This window comes from Paenibacillus sp. JT22N7, from assembly GCF_059383875.1.
Genome location: NZ_JBXENY010000006.1, coordinates 463,467 through 486,983 on the forward strand (window position 1 = coordinate 463,467; position 23,517 = coordinate 486,983).

Annotated in this window: 18 protein-coding genes, 10 tRNA genes and 1 rRNA gene; 6 read left to right on the forward strand and 23 right to left on the reverse strand. The window is 48.8% G+C overall.

The window, feature by feature from the left end:
* Positions 1 to 97: 97 nt before the first annotated feature.
* The 5 genes from AC50Y5_RS18875 to AC50Y5_RS18895 form a co-directional block, all read right to left on the reverse strand.
* A complete protein-coding gene (locus AC50Y5_RS18875) occupies positions 98 to 1,087 on the reverse strand; it encodes an ABC transporter ATP-binding protein (RefSeq protein ID WP_494862866.1) in 990 nt (329 codons plus the stop codon).
* A complete protein-coding gene (locus tag AC50Y5_RS18880; protein ID WP_056033131.1) occupies positions 1,080 to 2,081 on the reverse strand; it encodes an ABC transporter ATP-binding protein in 1,002 nt (333 codons plus the stop codon). The genes AC50Y5_RS18875 and AC50Y5_RS18880 overlap by 8 nt, the downstream gene beginning before the upstream one ends.
* 48 nt (positions 2,082 to 2,129) lie before the next feature.
* Positions 2,130 to 3,557 carry an amidohydrolase gene (locus tag AC50Y5_RS18885; protein ID WP_056033127.1) on the reverse strand — a complete coding sequence of 476 codons (1,428 nt, stop codon included), beginning with the start codon at positions 3,555 to 3,557 and terminating at the stop codon, positions 2,130 to 2,132.
* A gap of 342 nt (positions 3,558 to 3,899) precedes the next feature.
* Positions 3,900 to 5,375, reverse strand: a complete 1,476-nt coding sequence (locus tag AC50Y5_RS18890; RefSeq protein WP_494862868.1) for an MDR family MFS transporter — start codon at positions 5,373 to 5,375, stop codon at positions 3,900 to 3,902.
* Positions 5,376 to 5,616: 241 nt separating this feature from the next.
* On the reverse strand, positions 5,617 to 7,032 hold the full coding sequence (locus tag AC50Y5_RS18895) for a M20 family metallopeptidase (RefSeq protein ID WP_494862870.1): 1,416 nt from the start codon (positions 7,030 to 7,032) through the stop codon (positions 5,617 to 5,619).
* A 309-nt stretch (positions 7,033 to 7,341) separates the two neighbouring features.
* Between AC50Y5_RS18895 and AC50Y5_RS18900 the strand changes: the two genes are divergently transcribed.
* Together AC50Y5_RS18900 and AC50Y5_RS18905 are read left to right on the forward strand one after the other, a co-directional pair.
* Positions 7,342 to 8,109, forward strand: a complete 768-nt coding sequence (locus AC50Y5_RS18900; protein ID WP_494862872.1) for a response regulator transcription factor — start codon at positions 7,342 to 7,344, stop codon at positions 8,107 to 8,109.
* Positions 8,106 to 9,878: a cache domain-containing sensor histidine kinase gene (locus AC50Y5_RS18905; protein ID WP_494862874.1), complete on the forward strand. Its 1,773-nt coding sequence runs from the start codon at positions 8,106 to 8,108 to the stop codon at positions 9,876 to 9,878. The genes AC50Y5_RS18900 and AC50Y5_RS18905 overlap by 4 nt, the downstream gene beginning before the upstream one ends.
* A gap of 207 nt (positions 9,879 to 10,085) precedes the next feature.
* Here AC50Y5_RS18905 and AC50Y5_RS18910 read toward each other — a convergent pair whose 3' ends face one another.
* The 10 genes from AC50Y5_RS18910 to AC50Y5_RS18955 all read right to left on the reverse strand — a co-directional run bounded on the left by AC50Y5_RS18910 (position 10,086) and on the right by AC50Y5_RS18955 (position 17,138).
* Entirely contained in the window at positions 10,086 to 10,820 is a 735-nt protein-coding gene (locus AC50Y5_RS18910) for a class I SAM-dependent methyltransferase (protein WP_056033110.1), read from the reverse strand.
* A gap of 44 nt (positions 10,821 to 10,864) precedes the next feature.
* The gene (locus tag AC50Y5_RS18915) at positions 10,865 to 11,386 is read right to left on the reverse strand and encodes a hypothetical protein (protein WP_494862876.1); all 522 of its coding nucleotides are present in this window, start codon (positions 11,384 to 11,386) and stop codon (positions 10,865 to 10,867) included.
* Between the two features lie 307 nt (positions 11,387 to 11,693).
* A tRNA-Gly gene (locus AC50Y5_RS18920) sits at positions 11,694 to 11,764 on the reverse strand.
* Positions 11,765 to 11,770: 6 nt separating this feature from the next.
* Positions 11,771 to 11,847, reverse strand: a tRNA-Pro gene (locus AC50Y5_RS18925).
* A gap of 24 nt (positions 11,848 to 11,871) precedes the next feature.
* Positions 11,872 to 11,948, reverse strand: a tRNA-Arg gene (locus tag AC50Y5_RS18930).
* Between the two features lie 6 nt (positions 11,949 to 11,954).
* A tRNA-Gly gene (locus AC50Y5_RS18935) sits at positions 11,955 to 12,029 on the reverse strand.
* 196 nt (positions 12,030 to 12,225) lie between these two features.
* Positions 12,226 to 13,068: an ABC transporter ATP-binding protein gene (locus AC50Y5_RS18940; protein ID WP_056033104.1), complete on the reverse strand. Its 843-nt coding sequence runs from the start codon at positions 13,066 to 13,068 to the stop codon at positions 12,226 to 12,228.
* Positions 13,069 to 13,482: 414 nt separating this feature from the next.
* Positions 13,483 to 14,256 carry an oxygen-insensitive NADPH nitroreductase gene (gene nfsA, locus AC50Y5_RS18945; RefSeq protein ID WP_494862878.1) on the reverse strand — a complete coding sequence of 258 codons (774 nt, stop codon included), beginning with the start codon at positions 14,254 to 14,256 and terminating at the stop codon, positions 13,483 to 13,485.
* A complete protein-coding gene (locus tag AC50Y5_RS18950) occupies positions 14,256 to 15,872 on the reverse strand; it encodes a helix-turn-helix domain-containing protein (RefSeq protein ID WP_494862880.1) in 1,617 nt (538 codons plus the stop codon). The genes nfsA and AC50Y5_RS18950 overlap by 1 nt, the downstream gene beginning before the upstream one ends.
* A gap of 225 nt (positions 15,873 to 16,097) precedes the next feature.
* A complete protein-coding gene (locus AC50Y5_RS18955; protein ID WP_494862882.1) occupies positions 16,098 to 17,138 on the reverse strand; it encodes an ABC transporter substrate-binding protein in 1,041 nt (346 codons plus the stop codon).
* Between the two features lie 680 nt (positions 17,139 to 17,818).
* Here AC50Y5_RS18955 and AC50Y5_RS18960 point away from each other — a divergent pair.
* Positions 17,819 to 18,112 (forward strand): tyrosine-type recombinase/integrase, encoded by a 294-nt coding sequence (locus tag AC50Y5_RS18960; protein ID WP_494862884.1) that lies wholly within the window; start codon positions 17,819 to 17,821, stop codon positions 18,110 to 18,112.
* 89 nt (positions 18,113 to 18,201) lie between these two features.
* Here AC50Y5_RS18960 and AC50Y5_RS18965 read toward each other — a convergent pair whose 3' ends face one another.
* Entirely contained in the window at positions 18,202 to 18,846 is a 645-nt protein-coding gene (locus AC50Y5_RS18965; RefSeq protein WP_056033091.1) for a TetR/AcrR family transcriptional regulator, read from the reverse strand.
* 125 nt (positions 18,847 to 18,971) lie between these two features.
* Here AC50Y5_RS18965 and AC50Y5_RS18970 point away from each other — a divergent pair, with 125 nt between their 5' ends.
* The 3 genes from AC50Y5_RS18970 (at position 18,972) to AC50Y5_RS18980 (ending at position 22,259) form a co-directional block, all read left to right on the forward strand.
* Positions 18,972 to 20,540, forward strand: coding sequence for an FAD-dependent monooxygenase (locus AC50Y5_RS18970; RefSeq protein WP_056033088.1), 1,569 nt, complete (start codon positions 18,972 to 18,974; stop codon positions 20,538 to 20,540).
* 85 nt (positions 20,541 to 20,625) lie between these two features.
* Positions 20,626 to 21,552 (forward strand): ABC transporter ATP-binding protein, encoded by a 927-nt coding sequence (locus AC50Y5_RS18975; protein WP_056033085.1) that lies wholly within the window; start codon positions 20,626 to 20,628, stop codon positions 21,550 to 21,552.
* On the forward strand, positions 21,549 to 22,259 hold the full coding sequence (locus tag AC50Y5_RS18980; RefSeq protein WP_494862887.1) for an ABC transporter permease: 711 nt from the start codon (positions 21,549 to 21,551) through the stop codon (positions 22,257 to 22,259). Before AC50Y5_RS18975 ends, AC50Y5_RS18980 begins: the two co-directional genes overlap by 4 nt.
* 516 nt (positions 22,260 to 22,775) lie before the next feature.
* On the opposite strand, the gene AC50Y5_RS18985 is transcribed toward AC50Y5_RS18980, so the two are convergent.
* The 7 genes from AC50Y5_RS18985 to AC50Y5_RS19015 form a co-directional block, all read right to left on the reverse strand.
* A tRNA-Leu gene (locus tag AC50Y5_RS18985) sits at positions 22,776 to 22,860 on the reverse strand.
* 23 nt (positions 22,861 to 22,883) lie between these two features.
* Positions 22,884 to 22,959 (reverse strand) — tRNA-Lys (locus AC50Y5_RS18990).
* Between the two features lie 6 nt (positions 22,960 to 22,965).
* Positions 22,966 to 23,040: transfer RNA gene (locus AC50Y5_RS18995), tRNA-Gln, on the reverse strand.
* A 5-nt stretch (positions 23,041 to 23,045) separates the two neighbouring features.
* Positions 23,046 to 23,120: transfer RNA gene (locus tag AC50Y5_RS19000), tRNA-Glu, on the reverse strand.
* A gap of 13 nt (positions 23,121 to 23,133) precedes the next feature.
* A tRNA-Thr gene (locus AC50Y5_RS19005) sits at positions 23,134 to 23,209 on the reverse strand.
* 3 nt (positions 23,210 to 23,212) lie between these two features.
* Positions 23,213 to 23,288: transfer RNA gene (locus AC50Y5_RS19010), tRNA-Asn, on the reverse strand.
* Positions 23,289 to 23,407: 119 nt separating this feature from the next.
* A 23S ribosomal RNA gene (locus AC50Y5_RS19015) occupies positions 23,408 to 23,517 on the reverse strand; the annotation flags it as partial.

Below are 23,517 nucleotides of genomic sequence, written 5' to 3' on the forward strand. Positions count from 1 at the left end.
CCCTGCGGGCATTCCCGCAATCTTGCAATCTTGCAATCTTGCGTTCTTGTGTTCTTGCTTTCTTGCATACCAGCTTTCTTGCAATTCCGCCACAACGTTAGGCTTCGCTCGCAAAGCATGCGACGCTGTGCTGGGCGCCCTTAAGCTCCGGCTCCTGCTCGCGGCAGATTGCCATCGCCAGCGGGCAGCGTGTATGAAACCGGCAGCCGCTTGGCGGATTCGCCGGACTTGGCACATCGCCTTGAATAACGATGCGCTCCTTCGTCCGCAAATGCGGGTTAGGGACCGGGTAGGCGCTGAGCAGCGCCCGCGTGTATGGATGCTTCGGCTGGCGAAAAATGCTCTCCGTCGTCGCAATTTCAACGACCTTGCCCAAATACATGACCGCAATGCGGTCGCTAATATACCGAACGGCACCCAGGCCGTGACCGATAAACAAATAAGTGAGCTGAAACTCCTTCTGCAAGTCCTTTAGCAAATTAAGCACCTGTGCTTGAATCGATACATCAAGCGCCGATACCGGCTCATCGCAGACGATCAGCTTCGGTTTAAGCGAGAGCGCCCGTGCAATGCCGATCCGCTGGCGCTGTCCCCCCGAAAACTCGTGAGGATAGCGGTTTTTGTAGCTTTTTGGCAAGCCTACAATTTCAAGCAGCATCTCCACCTCGCCCGCCACCTGCTCCTTCGGCAAAATGCCATGCACCAGCATCGGCTCCGCCAATATATCGCTAATGCGCTTGCGCGGATTGAGCGAGGAGTACGGATCTTGAAAAATCATCTGCATGTCCGAGCGGACCTGCTTCATCGCCTTGCTGCCATAATGGGCAATATCGTCGCCCCGGAACAAAATCCGCCCCTCCGTCGGCTCCTCCAGCCTGACAATCGTGCGGCCAATCGTAGATTTGCCGCAGCCGGACTCCCCGACCAGCCCCACCGTCTCGCCCGGATAGATTGCCAAATTGACGCCATCGACCGCTTTGACATGCCCGACCGTACGGGAGATGACCCCTTTACGAATCGGATAATAGGTTTTCAACTGCTCGATTTGCAGCAGCGGCTGTCTGCCTGCCAGCTCCGGATTAACCATACGCAGCCTCCTTCGCCATGCTTGCCGGCTGCTCAGCGAGCCAACAGCGTGTTAAGTGATTTTTGCCGGAGGGAATTAATGGTGGAAGCTCCGCTTCGCATTTTTCCATCGCATGGGGACATCTGGCACGGAAGCGGCAGCCTGCCGGCATATTTTGCAAGGACGGGACGGAGCCCGGTATGGATGCAAGCCGTTCGCCAAGCTCCGCATCAATATGCGGAATGGACTGCATAAGCCCCTGTGTATAGGGATGCCTAGGCTCATCGAACAATGTATACACATCCGTCTCCTCTACAACTTGGCCTGCATACATCACGATGACTTTATCCGCCATTTCCGCAATGACGCCAAGATCATGGGTAATGAGCATAATCGCGGTGCCCGACTCCTGCTTCAGCTTCTTCATCAGCTCCAAAATTTGCGCCTGTATCGTCACGTCCAGCGCCGTCGTCGGCTCATCCGCAATGAGCAGGCGCGGCTCGCAGGACAGCGCCATCGCAATCATGACCCGCTGTCTCATGCCCCCGGAGAGCGCATGCGGATATTCATCCACCATAACCTCGGGGCGGGGAATGCCTACCCTTTTCAACATTTCTATCGCATAGGCTCTAGCCGCCTTTTTATCCAAGCTCATATGCAGCCGAATCGCTTCAATCATTTGATGCCCGATCGTAAATACCGGATTAAGCGACGTCATCGGCTCCTGAAAAATCATTGAAATATCATTGCCGCGAATATCGCGCATCTGAGCTTCGGTCAGTTCCCCAAGGCTTTTATCCTCAAAAATAATTTCCCCGCGTCTGATGCGCCCCTTCGCCCCGAGCAATCGCATAATCGACAAGGAGGTGACGCTTTTGCCGCAGCCAGACTCGCCAACGATGCCCAGCGTCTCTCCCGGTTTAAGCCGAAAGCTGACATCATCAATTGAAATCACTTCCCCCTGATCGGTACGAAAGGCCGTCTGCAGCCGATTGACGGTTAGCAAATGCTCCATGCGCTTCTCACGCTCCCTCTGCAAATGTGTGTAAGCTGAACCTGATTCTTACCTTGCAACAACGGGCAGCGGCTTCGCTTCAGGCGGTATTAAGCTTTGGTAAGGCTTGCCCTCGCGCTCTGCCTCATGCTCCTGCTTCGCCAACGCAAGCAGCTCGGGATTTAGCAGAAGCTCCGCTGCCGTCGCCGCCATAACTTTGCCGGCATGCAGCATGCCTTTGTGTCCTATCGACGTGGCGCCTTGGGAGACGACCTGCCATGTATGAAGCGGCGTGCCAAGCGCAAGACATGCGGTTCCGCACTGCGCTGTCGGCACAAGCCAGCTTACATCGCCTACATCCGTCGAGCCGGGCACGATGCCGGCTTTGGGCTTGTACGCCTCCAGCTTATCGGCCAGCGGCTGCTCCGTATCCTCGCCCTGCTGCCTATCGCTTTGCAGCTCCTGCGGGGACAGCGTCTGGCGAATGTGGCTGGCGAACGCCTTTTCCTCCGCATCAAACTGCGGAATGCCAAGCCGTTCGAAATTTTGCTGCATCACCTTTTCAAGCGCCGTGTTCAAAATCATATTCGAGGAAGCCGCGTCAAAGCGGATTTCCAGCTCTGTTTCGGTCATCAGTGCTGCGCCGCGGGCAATGTTCGTTACACGCTCATACATTTGCGCCACCTGCTCATTCAGCGGAGCTCTCAGCTTATACAGCACCTCGGCCTCCGCCTGTACAACGTTTGGCGAAATGCCGCCGGCATTCGTAACCGCATAATGCAGGCGCGTTTCCTGCTCCAGATGCTCACGCAAGTAGTTGGCGCCCACGTTCATCAGCTCCACGGCATCTAGCGCGCTGCGTCCCAGATGCGGGCTGGCAGCGGCATGGGAGCTGCGTCCCTTGAACTTGTAATACACTTGGCACGTAGCGAGGAAGCCATAGGACATCACGCCATTGCGCGTGGAAGGATGCCAAGTCAATGCCGCATCTACACCGTCGAAAAGCCCGGCCCTCGCCATAAAGGCTTTGCCGCCTCCGCCTTCCTCTGCTGGACAGCCATAATATTTCACCGTGCCGGCCAAGCCATTTTCCAGCATGTAAATCCGAAGTGCTGCTGCCGCCGCTAGCGCCCCGGCACCTAGCAAATTATGTCCGCACCCATGTCCATTGCCGCCTGCCTCAATCGGCTGCTTCTCCGTCAAGCCTGGGCGCTGACTCAAATTAAATAAGGCATCATATTCGCCCAAGATGGCGATGACCGGCGCACCCGAGCCAAAGCTGCCAACGATGGCATGAGGCACATCGCCCGCTTCCCTCACAACGTCGAAGCCTGCCTGCTCAAGGGTGGCAGCGACAAGCTCCGCCGACTTCTGCTCCGTATAACGCGTTTCTGCATATGCCCAAATTTCATCGCTCAGGCGAATGAATGCCTCTCGTTTCTGGTCAATAATTGCGGATAAACGTTCTGCATGATGCGTCTTATTCGTTGGGCTCAAAGCAGTCAGCTCCTTTTCCTGTCTCTGTTATTCACTAGCGCGAATTGCGTGTGAACTTTCCTTACGTCAATTAAACAGGATTTTGAGCCGTTTTAGTAGGCATTGGATTTATGATTTGGATTCATATCTTGGCATAAAGCTGGAGGCTTGACGGCAATAGGTATCTTTATTTCATTTTTTCAGCTAAAATAGATACTTTTTCACCCAAGACAGCTAATGAAGATCCCTTTACAGCCTTTTCCATGAGACCAATGCTATTTAAAAAAGCTCCCACGACTAAAACTAGTCATGGAAGCTTTTTGTTCGGATGTTCATATGAGAGCCTATTCGCCTAAGAGTGTGTTATTTAGAAACGAAGGCTTGATCTGGAGGCAAAATAACGGGTTCCTTCCGCTGACGCAGCACCCATAAAAACGGCAAAACCGCAAATACAATAAGAGCAGCCAGAAGCGTGACGTCATTAATCGCCATCGTGTAGGCCTGCAGTTCTGTACCCGTATCTGGTGTTTGTGGGCCCTTTTCCGCCACATGCACCATGTGCCGCGTCGACAGCAGCGACGTAAACAAGCCTATTGCCAGCGATGCACTCGCCTGACGCACCCAATTGCTAGCCGATGAAGCATGAGCCGTCATCTGGCGGGCAATTTGCTCCATCCCCGCATTAGACACAGGCACAATGCCAAGCGCCACGCCAATGTTGCGAACAATCATCCAGCCTATCACGTAGCTATGCGGTGTATCCACCGTTAACCGCGACATCGCAAGCGTTCCAATCCCCATTAGCAAAAGGCCTGTCAATACTAGCCTCGCCGGGCCAACACGCCCATACAGCTTTCCAGCTATCGGAATAAAAACCGCCATGGCAATGGAAGCTGGCAGCATCACCAGTCCCGCCTCCATCGCAGAAGCCGATTGAATCGTTTGGAGGAAGACAGGGGTCAAATATGATCCACTGTATAGGGACATGCCAAGCACGCTGCTGACGACGAGACACATCGCAAACCGCCTGTTGCTGAATACGGACAAATCAAGCAGCGGCTCCGCAGCATTTCTCTCCCGCCATATGAAGGCAAGCAGCAGCAGCATTCCGGCAACCAGCAGCCCGACTGTTTTCCAAGAGCCCCAGCCCCATTGATCGATTTCACTGAACGCAATGAGCAGGAAGGAGCTGCATGTAATGACCAGCGCAAAGCCCGAGCTGTCGAACCGCTTCGGCTCGCTTAAGCGATAATGCGGAAGCAGCTTCCAAGCCGCAACCACCGCAGCAATGCCGAAGGGCAGATTCATCCAAAACACCCACTGCCAGGACAGCGACTGAATGAGCCACCCTGACAACGTCGGCCCAAGCGCAGGCGCAAGTACGGTGGAAAGGCTCCACATGCTGCTGGCGAAGGCTTGGCGCTCCCGCGGTATAACCTGATAAATAATCGTCATCGTCACAGGCAAAATCAAACCGCTGAACAGCCCTTGCAGCAGCCGGAAGACGATCAGCGCCTCCATGCTCCACGCCACTGCGCACAGTGCGCACGATACCGTGAAGCCGACAAGCGCCAAAATGTATAAATATTTCGCACTTAGCTTATCGACTAAATAGCCCGTCACCGGAGCAATAATGCCATTAGCCAGCATAAATCCCGTCAATGTCCATTTCACGGTGCTTAGCTCCGCCTGAAAATGGTTCATAAGCACAGGGATCGCCACATTAATCGAGGATATAGCCAATACGGATAAAAACGCTCCGAAAAATATCGCTGTCATAATCGGCCAAAACGAGCCTTCCGAAAATTCTCCTGTTGCTTCCTTACGCGAAGCGGGCATATCCCTCTCTCCTTTGGCGGCAGCCTATGCCGTGAGCGCACAGGGGCAGCAAGGCAAGCGCCGCATCAAATGCGGCTTTGCCCGCAGCGCCTCATGCTCCTGATGATAAAAGCTTAATTGCAAAAAGGCTGCACGCGCCCTATCCTAACGAGCTTCGCAGCCTTTTTGATTGCCCTTTGCTTTGCTTTTCGCTGCCATTGCTTTATTACTCCTGTTACGTTGTCACGCGCCCCTATCGTTGTTACTTTTTCGCCGATGGTTTTACATATGCAGGTATTGGGCATTCATAAGCTCCACCCTGCAGCCGCTCCTTCAGCTCCGCCTTCGCCTCCGCAATAAGCCCAGGCGATTGCAGCGCTTCGAGTCCGGTCATCGCCATCACCTTGGCGGCGTGCAGCATGCCTTTATGACCGATGGACGAGGCGCCCTGTGCGACGACCTGCCACGTATGGAAGGGCGTGCCAATGGCGACGCAGGAGGTGAAGCATTGCACCGTTGGCACAATCCAGCTGACATCGCCTACATCCGTCGAGCCCGACATTCGGCTCCCGCCCTCCCGCTCATCAAAGGGCAGCAAAATGTCGCATAAATCCTTTCCTGCAACCTCCTTAATAGAAACGCTCGCTTTGTCCGCCTCCGACAGCGTAGCGCGAATCGCACGGGCGTAGCGCTGCTCCTCTTCGGAAAATACAGGCATCCCCAGTTGTTCGAACTGCTTATGCATAGCACGGCCAAGCGTATAGTTCGGCACCAAATTAGAGCAGGCCTTGTCGAACACGATTTCGACCTCGGTGCCTGTCATCAGCGCGGCCCCTCTTGCAATATTGCATACACGCTGATAGATTTCCTCTACCTGCGGCGTTTCCGGCGCCCGGATGAGGTACAGCACCTCCGCCGCCCCTTGCACAACATTCGGCGAAATGCCGCCCGCGTTCGTCACCGCATAATGCACTCTGGCTTCCGGGATGATATGCTCGCGCAAATAGTTCACGCCCACATTCATCAGCTCGACCGCATCGAGCGCGCTTCTGCCTAAATGCGGACTGCCTGCTGCATGGGAGGAGCGGCCCTTAAATTTATAATAAATTTGGTAGTTGGCGAGGGAGTTCCCCGGCATAATGCCGTTCAAGCCGCCCGGATGCCAGCAAATCGCCATATCCGCATCATCGAATAAGCCCTCTCGCGCCATAAACGCTTTGCCCGAGCCGCCCTCCTCGCCTGGACAGCCATAATAGCGTACCGTTCCGGCAATCCCGTTCTGCTCCATATAATGGCGCAGCGCAACAGCCGCAGCCAGCGAGCCCGTGCCGAGCAGATTATGGCCGCATCCATGCCCATTGCCCCCCGGCTCAACCGGCTGCTCTTCCGACAGCCCCTTGTGCTGGCTCAGCCCTGCGAGTGCGTCAAACTCGCCCAATATCGCAAGTACAGGCGCTCCTTCGCCATAGCTGTAACTGCCAATGAAGGCCGTTTCTATGCCGCCGACACTCCGCTCGACTCGAAAGCCTTCCTCCTCAAGCGCCTTGCACAGCAGCTCAGCCGATTGGTGCTCTTCAAAACGTGTTTCGGCAAGTGCCCAAATTTGATCGCTTAACGCCGTGAACAATGGCTTCTTAAGCTCAATCATGTCGCTTATATCCAAACCCTGCTTCAGCATGCCCCAGCACCTCCAGATTCAACGTTAAATTACATAACATAATTGTAACAATAGAACCTAAAGCATAAACAGGGACTGCATTTGTGAATTACTCTCCTTTTTTAACGTATTTCTAGCACAGGCAAGGCTGAAAGGTATCATTTTTCAATATTCCGCCTCCATTTTTGACACTAACCTTCCTTCTCCTATTGTCCAAAACGAATAAAATCGCTCATTACCCAGTCATTTTTCATAGAATATCTGTTTACGCAATGCTATAATGTCACTTAACATAACATAATATCTTACTTTGGAAAAGGGGGCTGCCCTTTGTATAAGCTGTTGATCGCTGATGATGAGATTGAAATTCGCAATGGATTAAGCCAGTACATTCCTTGGGATCATATTGGCTTCGAGGTAGTGGGACAAGCAGCAAATGGCTTGCATGCGCTCGAATATATGGCGGAGAAGCCCGTGGACGTGCTTCTGTGCGACATTAAAATGCCGCAGATGGGAGGAATTGAAGTTGCCCGCAAGCTGTTTGAGCAGCGTTCAAGCGTAAGCGTTGTGCTGCTCAGCGGCCACCGGGAATTTGAGCTGGCCCAGCAGGCGCTAAACTATGGCGTGAAGCAATATTTATTAAAGCCGACAAAATACAGCGAAATCAATAAAGTTTTCGAACGCCTTAAAGAGGACCTAGATCTCAAGGCTTTGCTCGAGCAGCAATCGGAGCCGTCAGAAGATGCTCAAACCGAAGAACAGCCGGCACCCGAAACAGCGATTGATAAAATTAAGCATTATATTTCATGCCATTACAAGGAAGCCTCCTTGGAAAATGCCTCTAATGTCGTATATATGAACCCCTACTATTTAAGCAAATATTTTAAGCAGAAGACGGGTGAAAACTTCTCCGATTATTTAACGGCGGTCCGTATGAACAAAGCGGCCGAGCTGCTTAAGGACCCTTCCTATAAAACGTATGAAATTAGCGAGCTGGTTGGCTATAGCAATGCCAAAAACTTCACGCGCACGTTCCGCCGCTATTTTGGAGAAACGCCTAGAGAATACCGCAATATGGATGGCAGGCGATTGGAATGACCAAGGTGTATTTTAAATTTTTCGCCCGCAATCTGTTTACTTTTCTTATCCCAATGCTTGTACCGCTGCTGGTGCTTGGCACATTGTCCACGTTCCTCATTTCGCAATATATAACGAAGGAAATCAACAATAACAATATGAATCTGCTGAAGCAGACGAAAGGCAATATCGAGCTGATCTTTAACGAGCTAGATACGCTGAATCTGCATATTGTCGCCAGCGCGCTTCAGTTTACGAATTTGAAAAATATGATGACCAAAGAATTTCCCGAGCCCGTCGATTACGATCAGCTTGCCTCGCTCAAAAACTTTATCGATTCGCCCTCCATCGGCAAGCCTTATATTGATTCGATTTATATTTATTTAAATAATGACCGCAAGCGGTTTATTTCCTCAACGACTGGCGGCCTGGTCGAGCTGAATGACTTTTACGATTCGGACTGGTACAGCAGCTATCAAAGCCACCCTTTAGATGAGCTGATGTGGGCGGAAAGCCGGCCCGTCATCCGTCCAACAACTGGCCAGTCCACCGTGCAGACGAATGTCATTACAATGTTCCGCCGCATTTCCGTAGCCGCCGACAACGATGGCATCATTGTCCTCAATGTTAAGCCTGATTACATTACGCAAAGCCTAAACGAGCTGGATACGCTGCAAGGGCAAAGCATCTTTATTTTGGACCGTGACAATAACGTTATTTTTCGCAATCATCCGGACTATAAGCTGACCGCCGAAGATGCTGAGACGATTTACCGGACAGACAGCTCCTTCTTCTCCATGAAGGTCAATGGCGAAACGCAGGTGCTGAACAAGCTGGCTTCCGAAAAATATCAATGGACCTTTCTCTCAAGCGTGCCTAGCGACTCCTTATATGTCATTCCGAATGGGCTCAAGCTGACTACATTAGTGCTGCTGATCATTTCGTTCGCAATCGGCACTATGCTGGCCTACTGGCTGACTCGTAAAAACTACAGCAATCTGAAGGCGATTGTCACGATTTTGGATTTCGCCAAGAGCGGCCGCCCGCTTCCGCCTCTGCCTCGTTACTCTAAGGATGTTTTTGGCTACATTTTGCAAAATACGCTTAACCATTTCATTGAGCATAATTTTCTAAAGGTACAGCTGTCCGAGCGAAAATATTTGCTGCAAACGCTGGAATTCGAAGCGCTTCATGCGCAAATCAATCCCCATTTTCTCTTTAATACTCTAGAAACGCTCAATTGGAAGGCGAGCAAGCTGACCGGTGGCCCTAATGATATGACCGATATTATCGAGAACTTATCCGATATTTTGCGCTATTCGCTCGAAGGCGGCTCGGGCATGGTATCGCTGCAAACAGAAATCAATCAAACGCTGCCCTATATCGCCATTCTCCGCACACGCTACAAGGACAAATTTGATGTCAGCTGGGACGTAGATGACAAAGCGCTCAAATATCATGTGCTCAAGCTGACCTTCCAGCCGCTCATTGAAAACAGCCTATATCATGGCATAAAAGAAAAGGACAGCTTTGGCCTAATCCGAGTGAAAGCACGGGTGTCCGGTGCGCGGCTGCTGCTCTCCGTCGTCGACAACGGCATAGGCGTAACGGCTGAAAGGCTCGCTTATTTGCGAACCCAGCTGGAAAGCAGCCTGGAGCAATCCCAGCATATCGGCATGTTTAATACGCAAAAAAGATTGAAGCTTACCTATGGCAAAACCTTCGGTTTAACCATCCGCAGCAAGCTTGGCTGGGGAACTGGCATATACATCGCGATCCCGATTGATTAAGCGCGTACAGGAGCTCATGCAGCCTTGATACGGGTGTTCGGGATGAACTACCCGTCGCCATATCGCTTATCCCCTTCCCTCCTCTCGGTCTACTTCACCCCCCTCTAGATCAAAAAAAAGACGCCTGCTCTGTTCTACACAGAGCAAACGTCTCTTTTGATTGGGCAGCTGCTTGCATTTGCAGCAAATGTCTTTCATTATATTTTTCTATTTCTTCACCGCTGAAACTAATAAAAACATCGGACGGCGCATTTCCTCCTGCCAAGCTGGATGGCTATCCAGCAACTCCTTCGTTGGCGCAAGCTCCGAAAGCTGTTTAAGCTCAAACCCGGATTCAAGCAAAAGGTTCATATAAGTTGAAACCGTACGATGGTATTTAACGACATCATGCTCCAAAAATCTGGAATGGCGCAGGCCCTCCCGATGATAATCATCAAGCGGCCAATGCAGCTTTTCCCCTTCTACCCCATAATGCCAGTCCTGCCCCGCAAGCGCAGTGAACACCGGGTGCTCGACTGAAAATACAAAAGCTCCGCCTGGCGCCAAGCAATGATGGATTTTCTTGAAAAGGTCACCCAATTGCTCCACATAGTGCAGCGCAAGCGAGCTAATAACGATATCGAACTCCTCTGCTGGAAAATCGATGTCCTCAATCGCAAGCTGGCGATATTCAATCTGCTCATCGTCCGTCATTTCTTTTGCCCGTTCCAGCATGTTGCCCGAAAGGTCAATCCCAACAACCGAGCGGGCCAGTTGCTCCCGCGCATAGCGGCAATGCCAGCCAAACCCGCAGCCTAGATCGAGTACTTTTGTACCAGCCAGCTCCGGAAGCATTTGCCGAAAGAACGACCATTCTCCAGCGGCGTCCAGTCCCCCAATCGAACGAGCCATCTGGCTATAATTTGTGAAAAAAGAGGACTCATCATATTTGTTCTGCTTCAATATTTATCAGACCTCCATTACTTTAGGCGGAATGAGGGTAGAAATTATAAGATCGTTTCTGATGGACCTGATTTTTGATCTTCCATATCACCTAATATTTTTAAAGCAGCCTCACTTCTTAGAACCAATTGCATGTTCTTTTTTAATACCTGGTCAAATTTCCGGGTAACACTAACCATTGGAAGCGGCATTTTGAAGGTAATGTTATTAATGTCTCCCGAAGAGGATACGTAAGATACGATATATACTTGCAACGTTTTCCCTTTTTTTGTACCGATGCCCGACATGCCACCTAATACCAGCCCTGCTGGACCAAAAATAAGTCCACCGACAATTCCACGGCCGATTACACTTTTTTGAACCTCTCCCATGTCCTTGTCTGTTGTCAGCGTTGATTCAAGAAAGTTAGCCAATGGAATTTTGAATGTGTTTTCCACATTTCTTTTAAAGCCTTTATAAGCATGCTCTACGATAATCAAATATTCGTTATCAAATGTAATCTCCAGTTGTGCCTCCGGGTCCTTCAAATTCAATCCATCAACTAAACTTACAATCGCTTTTACCATTAACAATCATTCCCTTCGCTTCAAGTATGTAATTAACAAATTATACAACATTGCTCCGCTCTTTACCTCCACTTTTCTACAAATAATGACAATCCCACGCCACGACCTAACAATGGATCTAAAATATCCCATAACAAAAAGCCTTGCATGCCGCAAGGCTTTCTTCGTAATTAGAGGCATTAAAACCAAAAAAGCTGAGATTTGCCCCACGATCTGCCCCATAGACCAAAAGTACTCGTCCGAATTTGAAAAAACAGCAAGCAAAAAACCCCTGCTGCACAAGGGTTTCAAGTCTTTCTCTTCGTTAAGCGGGTGATGGGAATCGAACCCACGCTATTAGCTTGGAAGGCTAAAGTTCTACCATTGAACTACACCCGCAAATAATGGTCGGGACGACACGATTTGAACATGCGACCCCCTGGTCCCAAACCAGGTGCTCTACCAAGCTGAGCTACGTCCCGACAGACGATTCTTTTGTAAAGAAATGGCGTGCCCTAAGAGATTCGAACTCCTGGCCTTTTGATTCGTAGTCAAACGCTCTATCCAGCTGAGCTAAGGGCACACAATATGGAGCGGACGACGAGATTCGAACTCGCGACCCTCGCCTTGGCAAGGCGATGCTCTACCACTGAGCCACGTCCGCATTATATTTCCGCCTGTATTTCTCAAGTATTTCATCGCGGCGACAAGTAATAATATATCATGTTGCGGAGGGAATTGCAACTGTTATTTGCTCTTTTTCAAAAAAAACTTTTTTCCTCGTGCTGAGCTTTCCTTCGCTGCATGTCTCGCCATAAAAACATCAAACCGTGCTCCTTCCAGCACGGTTTGATGACCAACTATACGACTCCAGCTAATGCCGGTTTCTTATCAAGAATGACTTTGGATGCAGCCGACTCGCCTGCGAGCGCATACGGCATGCACAGCGGAACACCGGTACGCGGATCAGGCATAATATCCGCTTCAATGTTAAACACCTCGCGCAAAATCTCCGGTGTCATAACCTGTTGCGGCGAGCCTTCGCCAACGACACTGCCTTTTTTAATCGCGATCATGTGATGCGCATAACGCGAAGCGTGGTTCAAGTCATGGACAACCATAACGACCGTCCGGTTATTAACCTCGTTAAGCTTCTCAAGCAAATGCAATACTTCGAGCTGATGCGCCATATCAAGGAACGTGGTTGGCTCATCCAAAAATAAAATATCCGTTTCTTGCGCCAAAGACATCGCGATCCAGGCACGCTGGCGTTGTCCGCCAGACAGTTGGTCAACCGGACGGTCTGCAAAATCAACCATTCCTGTCGCTTCAATCGCCCATTGAATAATTTTACGGTCATCCTTGCTCACAGAGCCGAAGCCCTTCTGATAAGGAAAACGTCCATACGATACAAGCTCAGATACAGTCAGACCATCTGGAGCAGTCGGATTTTGCGGCAAAATCGCCAGCTGCTTCGCCACTTCCTTCGTCGCTTGCTTATGAATCGACTTCCCATCCAGCAATACGCTGCCTGCAGATGGATTCATCAGACGAGCCATCGTTTTCAAAATCGTCGATTTACCCGAACCGTTAGACCCTACCAACGCAGTAATTTTTCCTTGTGGGATAGCAATATTCAGATCTTGAACGATTAACCGTTCATCATAAGCAATGTCGAGATTCGATGTTGTGAGGCGAATCATGTGACATGCACGCTCCTTCCGATGCCCGCTTATACGGGTTTTTTGCTGATTTTATTATATAAGGTGAAACGGTTATCGCTATCCTCTGGCGGCGCGGCGCGTTTCATTCCGAAAAATAGAGAGAAAGGATAGCGTTAGGTTACCCTTTCCTATATTTCAAGGTGAAACGGTTGTCGCCGTCCTCTGGCGGCAAAGCTACCGTTTCGCGTTGAAATATAAGCCCATTATAAGTGTGAAACTTATAAATGCTTATATTTTAAAAACACACGACTTATCATTCATTAAGCATGATAACTATTATCAGTATCATTCAATAATTAATGATAATCGTTCTCACGTATAAAGTCAATGAAAATAAAGCAATTGTTAAGGCTAAAATAAATTTGCACAGCCCAAACCCCGCCTAACGGCTTCTTATTGTTGCAAGAAGCCTTTGCTGCGGAGAAACTCGCCCATATGCAGACGCGGATGATTGATTTTGGCCGCCATTGATTCGGACCAGCTCGTATTCAGTTTTCCTTCTGACCGCTCCAGCATATACTGCCTAATCGTCTCGTCATACTCCCGAATGCCGCTTTCCACTGCTTTCTGATCATAGCTGTCTTCATGCAAAATCGCCTGCTGCGGCAGTCTTGGACGCGTCAGCGGCGCTTGATCCGGCTCCCCCATGCACATTCCGAATACGGGGTACACATGCGATGGCAGCCCTAATAGCGCTGAAACCTCCTGCGGATTGTTGCGGATACCGCCAATATAGACAATTCCGTAGCCAAGCGATTCTGCCGCGATTGCTGCATTTTGAGCTGCCAGCGCAGTATCGACTGTGGCAACGATAAAATTTTCAACCGTGCTCGTCATATCGCCCTCAAAATGAAGCTTGGCTGCCTGTTCATAACGGAACAGATCCGCGCACCAGACGAGAAATACTGGGCATTCCTCAATATACGCCTGGTTGCCGGAAAGCTCGGCCAGCTGTTTCCGCTTATCGCGGTCACTCACGTTGATTACCGTGAAGCACTGCATACTGCTTGAGGTAGAAGCCTGCTGCGCCGCCTCTATTATTTTTGCCAGTGTCGGCTGTGGAATGGGGTTCGATTTGAATTTCCGTATGGAGCGGTGATTAAGCAGCACGTCTATCGTTTCAGGCCACATCATGATCAACTCATTTCTATATATAGTTTTACTCATTAACCTACATCTTCGTTGTGCAAAAGGGCAACCGCCTCATCAAGCTGCCCATCAATGGCCAGCGGCGAGTACACCCACCATTTGTTAAAAGGAACTATGTGCATGCTGCCACTGCGGACTGCCGCGAGATTTTGCCATCGTTCGGACATTATCAACCGCTTAAAAGCTTCTGGAGCCCCTTTATCCTTCGGGTTGACCATAATAATGAGCCGATCGGCGTCGTATTTTGACAGCTCATGATACGGTTTAGGCTCGGAAAAAATAAACGGCGCTCCCGCCTCCATATGCTGCTTCACAAGCGGATGGGGATTGAGGCCAAGTGTCTGAAAAAAAACATGTCCCATATTTCGGCCCCCTACTACTCTGAATGTATCGCTTTCCATGACCAGCACGGCGCATGTCTCCTTGCCACCAATAAGACGCTGGACCCGTTCCCTCGCTTGATCCGCTTTAGCCAAATGCCGTTCCATCCATTCTCGTTCCTGTTTCCGCTTGCCAACAATGGCTGAAATTTGTCGCAGCTGCCCATATACGTCCTGGGTATGCCAATCGATAGGAATAACCTCGGCTAGTTGGCTAAGCTGCTCCTGCTCCTCAGACAGCATATGCTCATAACCTAAAATCAAGTCAGGCTTCATAGCTCGAACAGCATCCATGTCACATGGTTCCCATTTGAACGGGGTCATTGCTCTTGCATGCTCACGCACATAATAATTTTCGAATAGATGGTAATCGGGGGCACCTACAGGCACATGACCAAGGGCAAGCAAATGCGACGTATAGAGAAGGCCAATAACCCGGGGCTCTCTCGTCTGCATATATACCCGGGGTGATACGCCCACCTGCTGCTTAAACTTTCGGCTAAAATAAAATTCATCCTTGAAGCCAACATGGCTGGCTACTGTGACCATATCATTCGAAGCGACCAGCAGCAGCTTCTTAGCCCGGTCCATGCGCAGCTTGCCCAAATAATCCATCGGGCTTGCTCCCGTCACCTGCTTGAACAAATGAGTGTACTGTCGTATACCCACACCCGCTAAATTCGCGAGCTCCGGCAGTATTATTTTGCTTTTATAGTATTCCTTCATATATAAAATCGTTCGTTGTACGGCATGCTCCGCATCCCTGGAGTCGTTAGAAGCCGCAGCGGCGGCAGCAAATAAATAAATGGCCTCCTGCAGGTTAATATTGCGCTTAAATCGCTCCATTCCGCTCACAGCCGTTCGTAAATCAAACAATGAATCCATAACGTCCATGAATGGGGCAAACGGCTTTATGAAGAAGGGATAGCCCAAGGCAAAGGAAAGCAGCTCCTTGCCAGCCTCTTCAACACTAGTGGAAGCGGCTTCAAACTCAAGCGAATAATACTGAATCCGTCCATCCACCGTTCCACCGACCTCTATAGTTGACTTGGGCTCAAACAGAACACAGGTGCCTGGCTGAAGCAATATAGGATGTCCTTGGAACAACACAGCTGCCGTTCCTTGCGTTATGGCCAATAACGTATATGCCATAGCGTTTTGGGAAAGCGCTGGTATCCCTTCAGTACATGAGCCCTTAGTAATCTGAACCCAGCGGAGCTGCAAATCATCTAGGTGTTCATCCATATCCGCCATTTGACCTTGTTCCCCTCCCATTATGATAACCGTTCTCAAAAATGCTATCATTTTATTGTAGCGGAAAAATGCCCAAGCGTAAACGGCTGAAGCCATCCTTTGGCGGCAAAGCTTCCGTTTCGCGTAGAAACATAGAGAAAGGATGGAAAAACCATATCCTTTCCTATATTTATAAAAAAAAAGCTTTCCCATTGAATCAGGAAAGCTTCATTGCCAGCTGTTCGTTTATTTTTTGAATAACTGCATCGTTTCATCCAGCAAAGCGTCGGTCGAAAACAACGTATAGGACCACCATTTATCATGCGGTACGATATATACTTTGCCATTTTTCACTGCGGAAAGACTTTTCCAAATCGCCGATTGCTGCATTTCTTCAAAAAATTGCTCCGAACCCGGCTGTGTAATATCTACCTTTACGATCAACCGATCCGCATCATAATCCGGCAGTTTTTCAAGCGATAGTGAATCGGTATACACAAAATAATCTTCGCTATCATCAATTTGCTTCTGAATGGATGGCAGCGGTTTAAGCCCCAGCAAATCATAAAGCACATGTCCCATGTTGCGATTGCCGGCTACCTGGAACGAGTTTTTAAAAATTTGAATCGCAGCAACTGTCTCATCTGGCTCAACATACTGCTTAATCTCTTCCTTGTATTTCGCCGCTTTCTCCTCATGCTGCTTAATCCACTGCTCGGCCTCTGCTTCTTTCCCTACAATACCGGCTATGAACTTCAGCTGCTCATACAAATTTACTCCCCATGGATAAATAACCGTAGGTGCAATTTTGCTGAGCTGGTCAACGACATCGGCTTCAACAAAGGAAGAAGCAATAATAATATCCGGCTTCAATTCCAAAACCGACTCATAATTAATCGGATAATCTCCAGCGATCGTAATTTGATCTTTATAACTATTTAAATAATAATCCGGTGTAATTTCATAATTCAAGCCGCCAATCGGCGTAATACCTAGTGCCAGCAATGGCGTAGTAGCGCTCACTGAAAAAATCCGCTGCGGATTAGCCGGAATTTCCTTCTCTCCGTATGAGTCAGTGACTATACGTGTATTAGAAGCGTCAGCTGGCTCCTGCCCCGTCGCTGCATTTGTCTGTTGTGCTGGAGACGCTGTTGATTCCGATCCCGAATTTGCCGCTGTACCACAGCCTGCGAGAACGATTAGACATCCTATAAGCAGCGTTGCTAACCTAATCGTGTATTTCCTTGTTCCATTTACCACCGAACTCACCCTTTTCTGTTTCTTCATTGATAGTAATTCTCACTGCTATGCCATTATACACAATCAAACCTACAAGCAACATGGAAAATCGGGCGTACTTTACTGGATAAATTGGAGGAAGGACCTTGATAAAAAACATCAAAAAACCCTTCTTATCTTTTTCAGATAAAAAGGGTTGAATTTAATTAAATGGCGCGCGTGGAGGGACTTGAACCCCCACGTTGTGAAACGCCAGATCCTAAGATTGGTGAGTACCTAGGCGGTGATTCATTCCGCTCGTTTTAGCGAAAATTGTTATAATATCAAGTTTTCTCGCCGATTGCAAACTTTTTTTCGAAATCCAAAACATCGATTTTTGCACAGATTTAGCGAGTGCATATTCCCTATTGCTTAGTGCAACCGATAAGCAGTCTTCGCGCTAATCTTTTTCTCACTAATCCTTCCCGAGGAAAGGATGATTTATTCCATGAAAACTCACGGCCAACACCACGAACGGTCTCATCCGTACCTGCTAAGGCTTCTTCAAATTTTTATGGAAAGACGGCAATATGGGAACCAATCTGGCAGAAGGACTTAAGGTGATGAAAGCCCAAAATCAAATGCTGGTCACCTTTACCGAACGTACCGATTCAAATGACGTGCGCTAAAGCACTTATACGGTTCATACAGGAACGCGGTACACTACCATTTGAAGATTCTGGATTACCTTGAACAACAAAACATTGCAAAAAGCAGCCATTGAAAAAATCGTTCGTGACCATTGCAAAAAAGTGGCACTAAAAGGTGTTCGGGGCTCCTGCCATACCTTCCGACACACAATGGCAAAAATGTACCTTTTCAATGGCGGCGATCTCCTTACATTTCAATATATTTTGGGGCATTCCACGTTGGATATGACTCGCCGCTATATCGCATTTTTCGGCAACGACATTCATCTGCAGCATCAAAAATCCAGCCCTTTTGAGTTTTTACTGCAATCCGCTGAACAGGAGGCGGAATAACAATGGCGCGTCGAAACAATAGCTTGCAGTCTCCTGAGCAATCCGTCGAGCCGCAAAACCAGCAAATTACGTTCGAACAGGCCGTCAGATCATTTATTTTGAACGGTGTGTTGTCCATAGGCGCAAAGAAAGACGCGTACACCTTCAGTAATTATACGTTTGGTTTGTTCCTCCTCCAAAGTCCCAGTTTTTCTAGGTTGATTGAATACCAACAAAAACGTTAATGCAGCGAAGTGCTTTGTAGCCATTTCAGGATCGGGCACATTGAGTAATCCGGTTTGTCCAAACTCTGTAAACCTCCTGATAATCCCCTCTTCCGTCGCGTTGTCCAGCCTTTCTAGGAATAAGGCTGGCAGATTCGCGGCTTCCGTCAGAACTAGACGGATCAAAGCGGTGTAATCGGACGAACCATTCGCAGAATCAACAATTTGTTCGCAAAATAAGATGAGCGCCTGATTCAAATCCTTGAATTCCCTGAGGTGGTCTGAAATTCCTTGCTCAATCATGTCCAGAACCGCCGAACTGGTTTCTTCGAGAACAGTGAGCAATAAGTTCTGTTTGTCCCCATAATAATCATAAACTGTCCGTTTGGAAACTCCCGCTTTAGCTGCGACCGTATCGACGCTGGTACGATCAAACCCCTCTGAAAGAAACAGGTCTCGTGCCGCCGCAATAATTTTAGCTCGTTTGTCTGAAGAGCCTTTGCGGATTTTCTTGTTTTCCGTATGATCCATTCTCAAGTTTCCCCCTAGTATGAGCAAATAATTCAAAACTCGTTGTTTCGCTTTACAAATTACACTATACGGTGTAGTATATCATTTGTGGCATAACAAAGCAATAATCAAGGAGGGTTTTATCCATGAAAACCATGCAATCTTTTGTTGATGTTCTCATTGTCGGAGCCGGACCAACCGGACTTACACTTGCGTGCGACCTTGGCCGTCGAAACGTAGACCATCGCATTATTGAACGAAGCACCTTGTATAACGTAGCATCTCGCGCCAAAGGAATCCAGCCCCGCTCGCTTGAAGTCATCGATGATTTGGGGGCCGTTCGCTACCTTGTTGACACAGGCGTCGTGGATTTGCCTGTCCGTTATTATACCCCAGATGGCAGAAGCGTGGACAAGCCGGCTATTACCGTGGCAGCCAGCGCCGAACTTGAGACACCTTATCGTGATCCGGTCTGGATTGCTCAGTTTGATGTGGAAAAAGCATTGCGCGACCGATATGCGTTGCTTGGCGGTCAAGTTGAGTTGGGCGTGGAAGCAGTTGGGCTTGTTCAGGATTCGGATGGCGTAACGGTAATCGTGAATACACCACAAGGAGAAGAGCAAATTCGCGCCCGATATGTAGTTGGCGCTGACGGGGGCAAAAGCAATATCCGCAAGTTTATTCATTTGCCGCTGATTGGGGAAACACACGATCATGAGCGGTGGTACCTTGGCGATGTACGTTTGGAGGGGCTGGATCGTGACCATATCCATATCTGGACATCTCCAGAGGGGATGGTCGGGGTGACACCATTGCCGAATTCGGACATTTGGCAACTTCAGGCTACAATTGCAGCAGAAATCGAAGAACCGGAGAAGCCGTCACTAGAAGAGTACCAAGCCATGATTGACCGGCGAGCAGGCGCCGGACGTGTCCGGCTCACGGATGCCTCATGGCTATCCATCTACCGGATCAACGTCCGCATGGTTGAATGTTACCACAACGGCAGAGTTTTCCTTGCTGGCGATGCCGCTCATGTTCATTCGCCGGCCGGCGGCCAAGGCATGAATACGGGGATACAAGATGCTTACAACCTCGGATGGAAGCTGACAGCCGTCATACGAGGAGCAGGCCCCGCCTTGCTCGACACGTATAATGAGGAGCGCCACCCCGTAGCTCGAGCCGTGCTTGAGGACAGCACAAAGAAGATGGAAAGGGTCGTAGGAACGGCGACTGAAAGCATAGCGTTGTCCCAATCCTTAAGCGCCATATCCGACGATCTGACGAGCGGACTTCTCATTTCTTACCGGTCAAGTTCTCTTACCCGTCCGTCTGCTCGAACGAATGTTACCCGTTCATTGCCCGGAGATCGTGCTCCTAATGCCGAGAGTCTTCAAGGCACAGGGCTCGCTGGAAGTGCTTTTGACCTGTTCCGCGGCCCACACTGGACGCTATTAGCTTTTGTAAATTGCTCAGATCATCCTTCTTTGGAGAACTTCACTTACGACGAACTCCACGTGCATTGCATTCTGCCCTCCCATGCGGGGGAAGCCAAAGGCATAATCGACACGGCAGGAAATGCCTATCGAGTATACGATGTAACAAACGAAGAACTCATATTGATTCGTCCCGATGGTTATATTGCGCTACGCACCCCTATTGAGGACACTTCATCGATTCCACAATACTTGAACTCTATTTATCGCGCTATTTGATTTGAGCCAGGCTGGCGGGCATTCTCAGATGCCGCCGGCTCTTTTATAGAATGCATTCAATCAAGGCTATGGAGGGACTGTTACTATGGAAGATATTATTCGAACCGTTAACCTGACAAAGCAATACGGAAATAAAGTCATAGTGGATGGGGTTTCGATTTCCGTTAAGAAGGGAGAAATCTATGGCTTCCTGGGGTTAAACGGCGCCGGGAAAACGACAACTATCCGTGCCCTTCTCGGCATGAGCAAGCCTTCTTCCGGAGAAGTATATCTATTCGGTCAGCGATGGACCAACCGGAATTTCGACTTGTCCAGACGGGTAGGTTATATGGTGGAAGTCCCTTATGCTTATCCCCAGTTTACAGTTAGGGAAAACTTGAACTTGATGGCCAGGTTGCGAGGATTAATGGTTCCAAGGACAGTTAACGATATGATGGAGCAATTAAAATTGGCTGAATACGCGAATACCAAGGCCAAAGATTTGTCACTGGGCAACGCGCAAAAGCTTGGATTGGCCAAAGCATTAATTCATAAACCGGACGTTCTGATTCTTGATGAACCAACCAATGCGCTTGACCCCGCGGGAATTGTAGAAATACGTGAAATGCTTAAAACTCTAGCAACTCAACATGGTGTTACCGTCTTTATATCGAGCCATATCCTTGAGGAAATCTCCAAATTGGCTTCTCGAATCGGTATTATTCACAAGGGTGTACTCCTGGAGGAACTTACAACAAAAGACTTTGAAGCAATTCGCCGAAAGCAGTTGATGATCGGAACGAAGGATGCTTGGAAGGCTCTATCTATTCTATCTGACTCTGGGTATACGGTACTTTCGACTTCGAATAACTGCCTAGCGCTAACGGATGATCATGCCGTTAATCATCCCGAACATATTGCGAAATTGCTTGTGCATCATGAAGTGCCGCTCGCCATGCTTAAAATTGAAGAAGAGAATCTGGAGCATTATTTTTTCAAAGTAATCAGAGCTCGAGGAGGGAACAACGAATGAGACAGTTGTTGACAGCCTGCAGCGTTGAGATTTATAAATTGCGTCGATCCTTTGTTTTATGGGGGACGCTTCTGTTCACCTTGTTCGTTATCACGTTGTTCCTGGGGCAGTCCGATTGGTCTTCCTTTTTTGAAAAGATTGCGTTTTTGTATGCATCCGTATTTGGGCTGCTGGGATTTGGATTGATAACAAGCTGGACATTTGGCCGTGAGTATTCCGATCGAACACTTAAGGATCTGCTAGTGCTGCCTATATCGCGCGGTAAAATAGCAATTGCCAAATATACCGCAATTGTATTCTGGTGTATTGTGATGATGCTGATCAGCTTAGCATACGCCGTAATAGTTGGTTTCGCATCTGGACTACCTGGATTCTCATCAGCAACTGTACAGCATTATTTTTTCCTGATACTTACAATTGGAATTCTTCACCTATCTATAAGTGCACCTCTTGCCCTATTGGCCTGCATTTCGCGCGGTTATCTGGTACCGATCGGCTTTGCTTTTACAACTTTGATGCTGGCACTGGTAATCGGGCCAACCGCTATTGGTGCTTATCTACCTTGGTCTGTTCCTGCTTTGCATTTGAAGGAAAACGGAGTAGCTCTTTTCCCCTTGATGGGCATTAGTTATTTTCTGGTATTCATAACAGGACTAGCAGGCTTCATTGGGACGGTTAAATGGTTGCAAAACAGGGAGCAACGATGAGTGTCCCCATAACCTCAAACAAGTTATTCGGTAGATCCCGGACATATTTTTACAACCGTGATTCCCTTATCGTTTACTTCCGCCAAAAAAGCCTCACTCCAGGACATAACAAATGACATTGTTCCGCTTATATACGACCATAAACTGCATAGGTTGAAAAGCGACTGTGGCAGTCACATTAATAATGTCCCGGATTTACGCTAAAAGCATGACTTTGCAAGAAGAAATGCGTTGTCGCCGCGGACAGGCGCGGGCGAGGGGGGGGCCACAAAAATTTTTTAAAAAAAAATTTTTTTTTTTATAATAAATTTTTTTTTTTCAACTATAATTGCTTTTGCCCCCCCTCATTCCGGCGCACGCCCGCCGCGACACAAAGTGTTGAAAACAAAGGATTTCTATGTATCTATACGTTGTATTCCTATTACGCACTCCAAATGTGTCGTATACGGTAATGTGCATTTTGGACAATTATAAAAGCCATCAGATTCTTTGATCTAATGGCTCAATTTGTGTTTATGGTGCGCGTGGAGGGACTTGAACCCCCACGTCGTGAAACGCCAGATCCTAAGTCTGGTGCGTCTGCCAATTCCGCCACACGCGCATGGGTAAAGCTATAAGGAAAAATGGTGAGTCATGTAGGATTCGAACCTACGACACCCTGATTAAAAGTCAGGTGCTCTACCAGCTGAGCTAATGACTCATGAAATGGCTGGGGATTCAGGGATCGAACCTGAGAATGACGGAGTCAAAGTCCGTTGCCTTACCGCTTGGCTAATCCCCAATAAATGGTGACCCGTAGGGGATTCGAACCCCTGTTACCTCCGTGAAAGGGAGGTGTCTTAACCCCTTGACCAACGGGCCTTACGAATAAAGCTGGAGCTCTCAACCGGGATCGAACCGGTGACCTCATCCTTACCATGGATGCACTCTACCTACTGAGCTATGAGAGCATATGGCTCCCCGAACAGGACTCGAACCTGTGACAACTCGATTAACAGTCGAGTGCTCTACCAACTGAGCTATCAGGGAATATTTCAGCTGTTCGTTGAATGACCTGGTAAAAAAGGTTCAACGGTAAAGACGCTACGATTGAGTTGCGCCTTGAAAACTGGATGCGAAAGACAAGTCATGAAACTTTAGCGTGTTATTAGGATAAGCCCTCGACCGATTAGTATTCGTCAGCTGCACGCATTGCTGCGCTTCCACCCCGAACCTATCAACCTCGTCGTCTTCAAGGGGTCTTACTAAATTGGGAAAT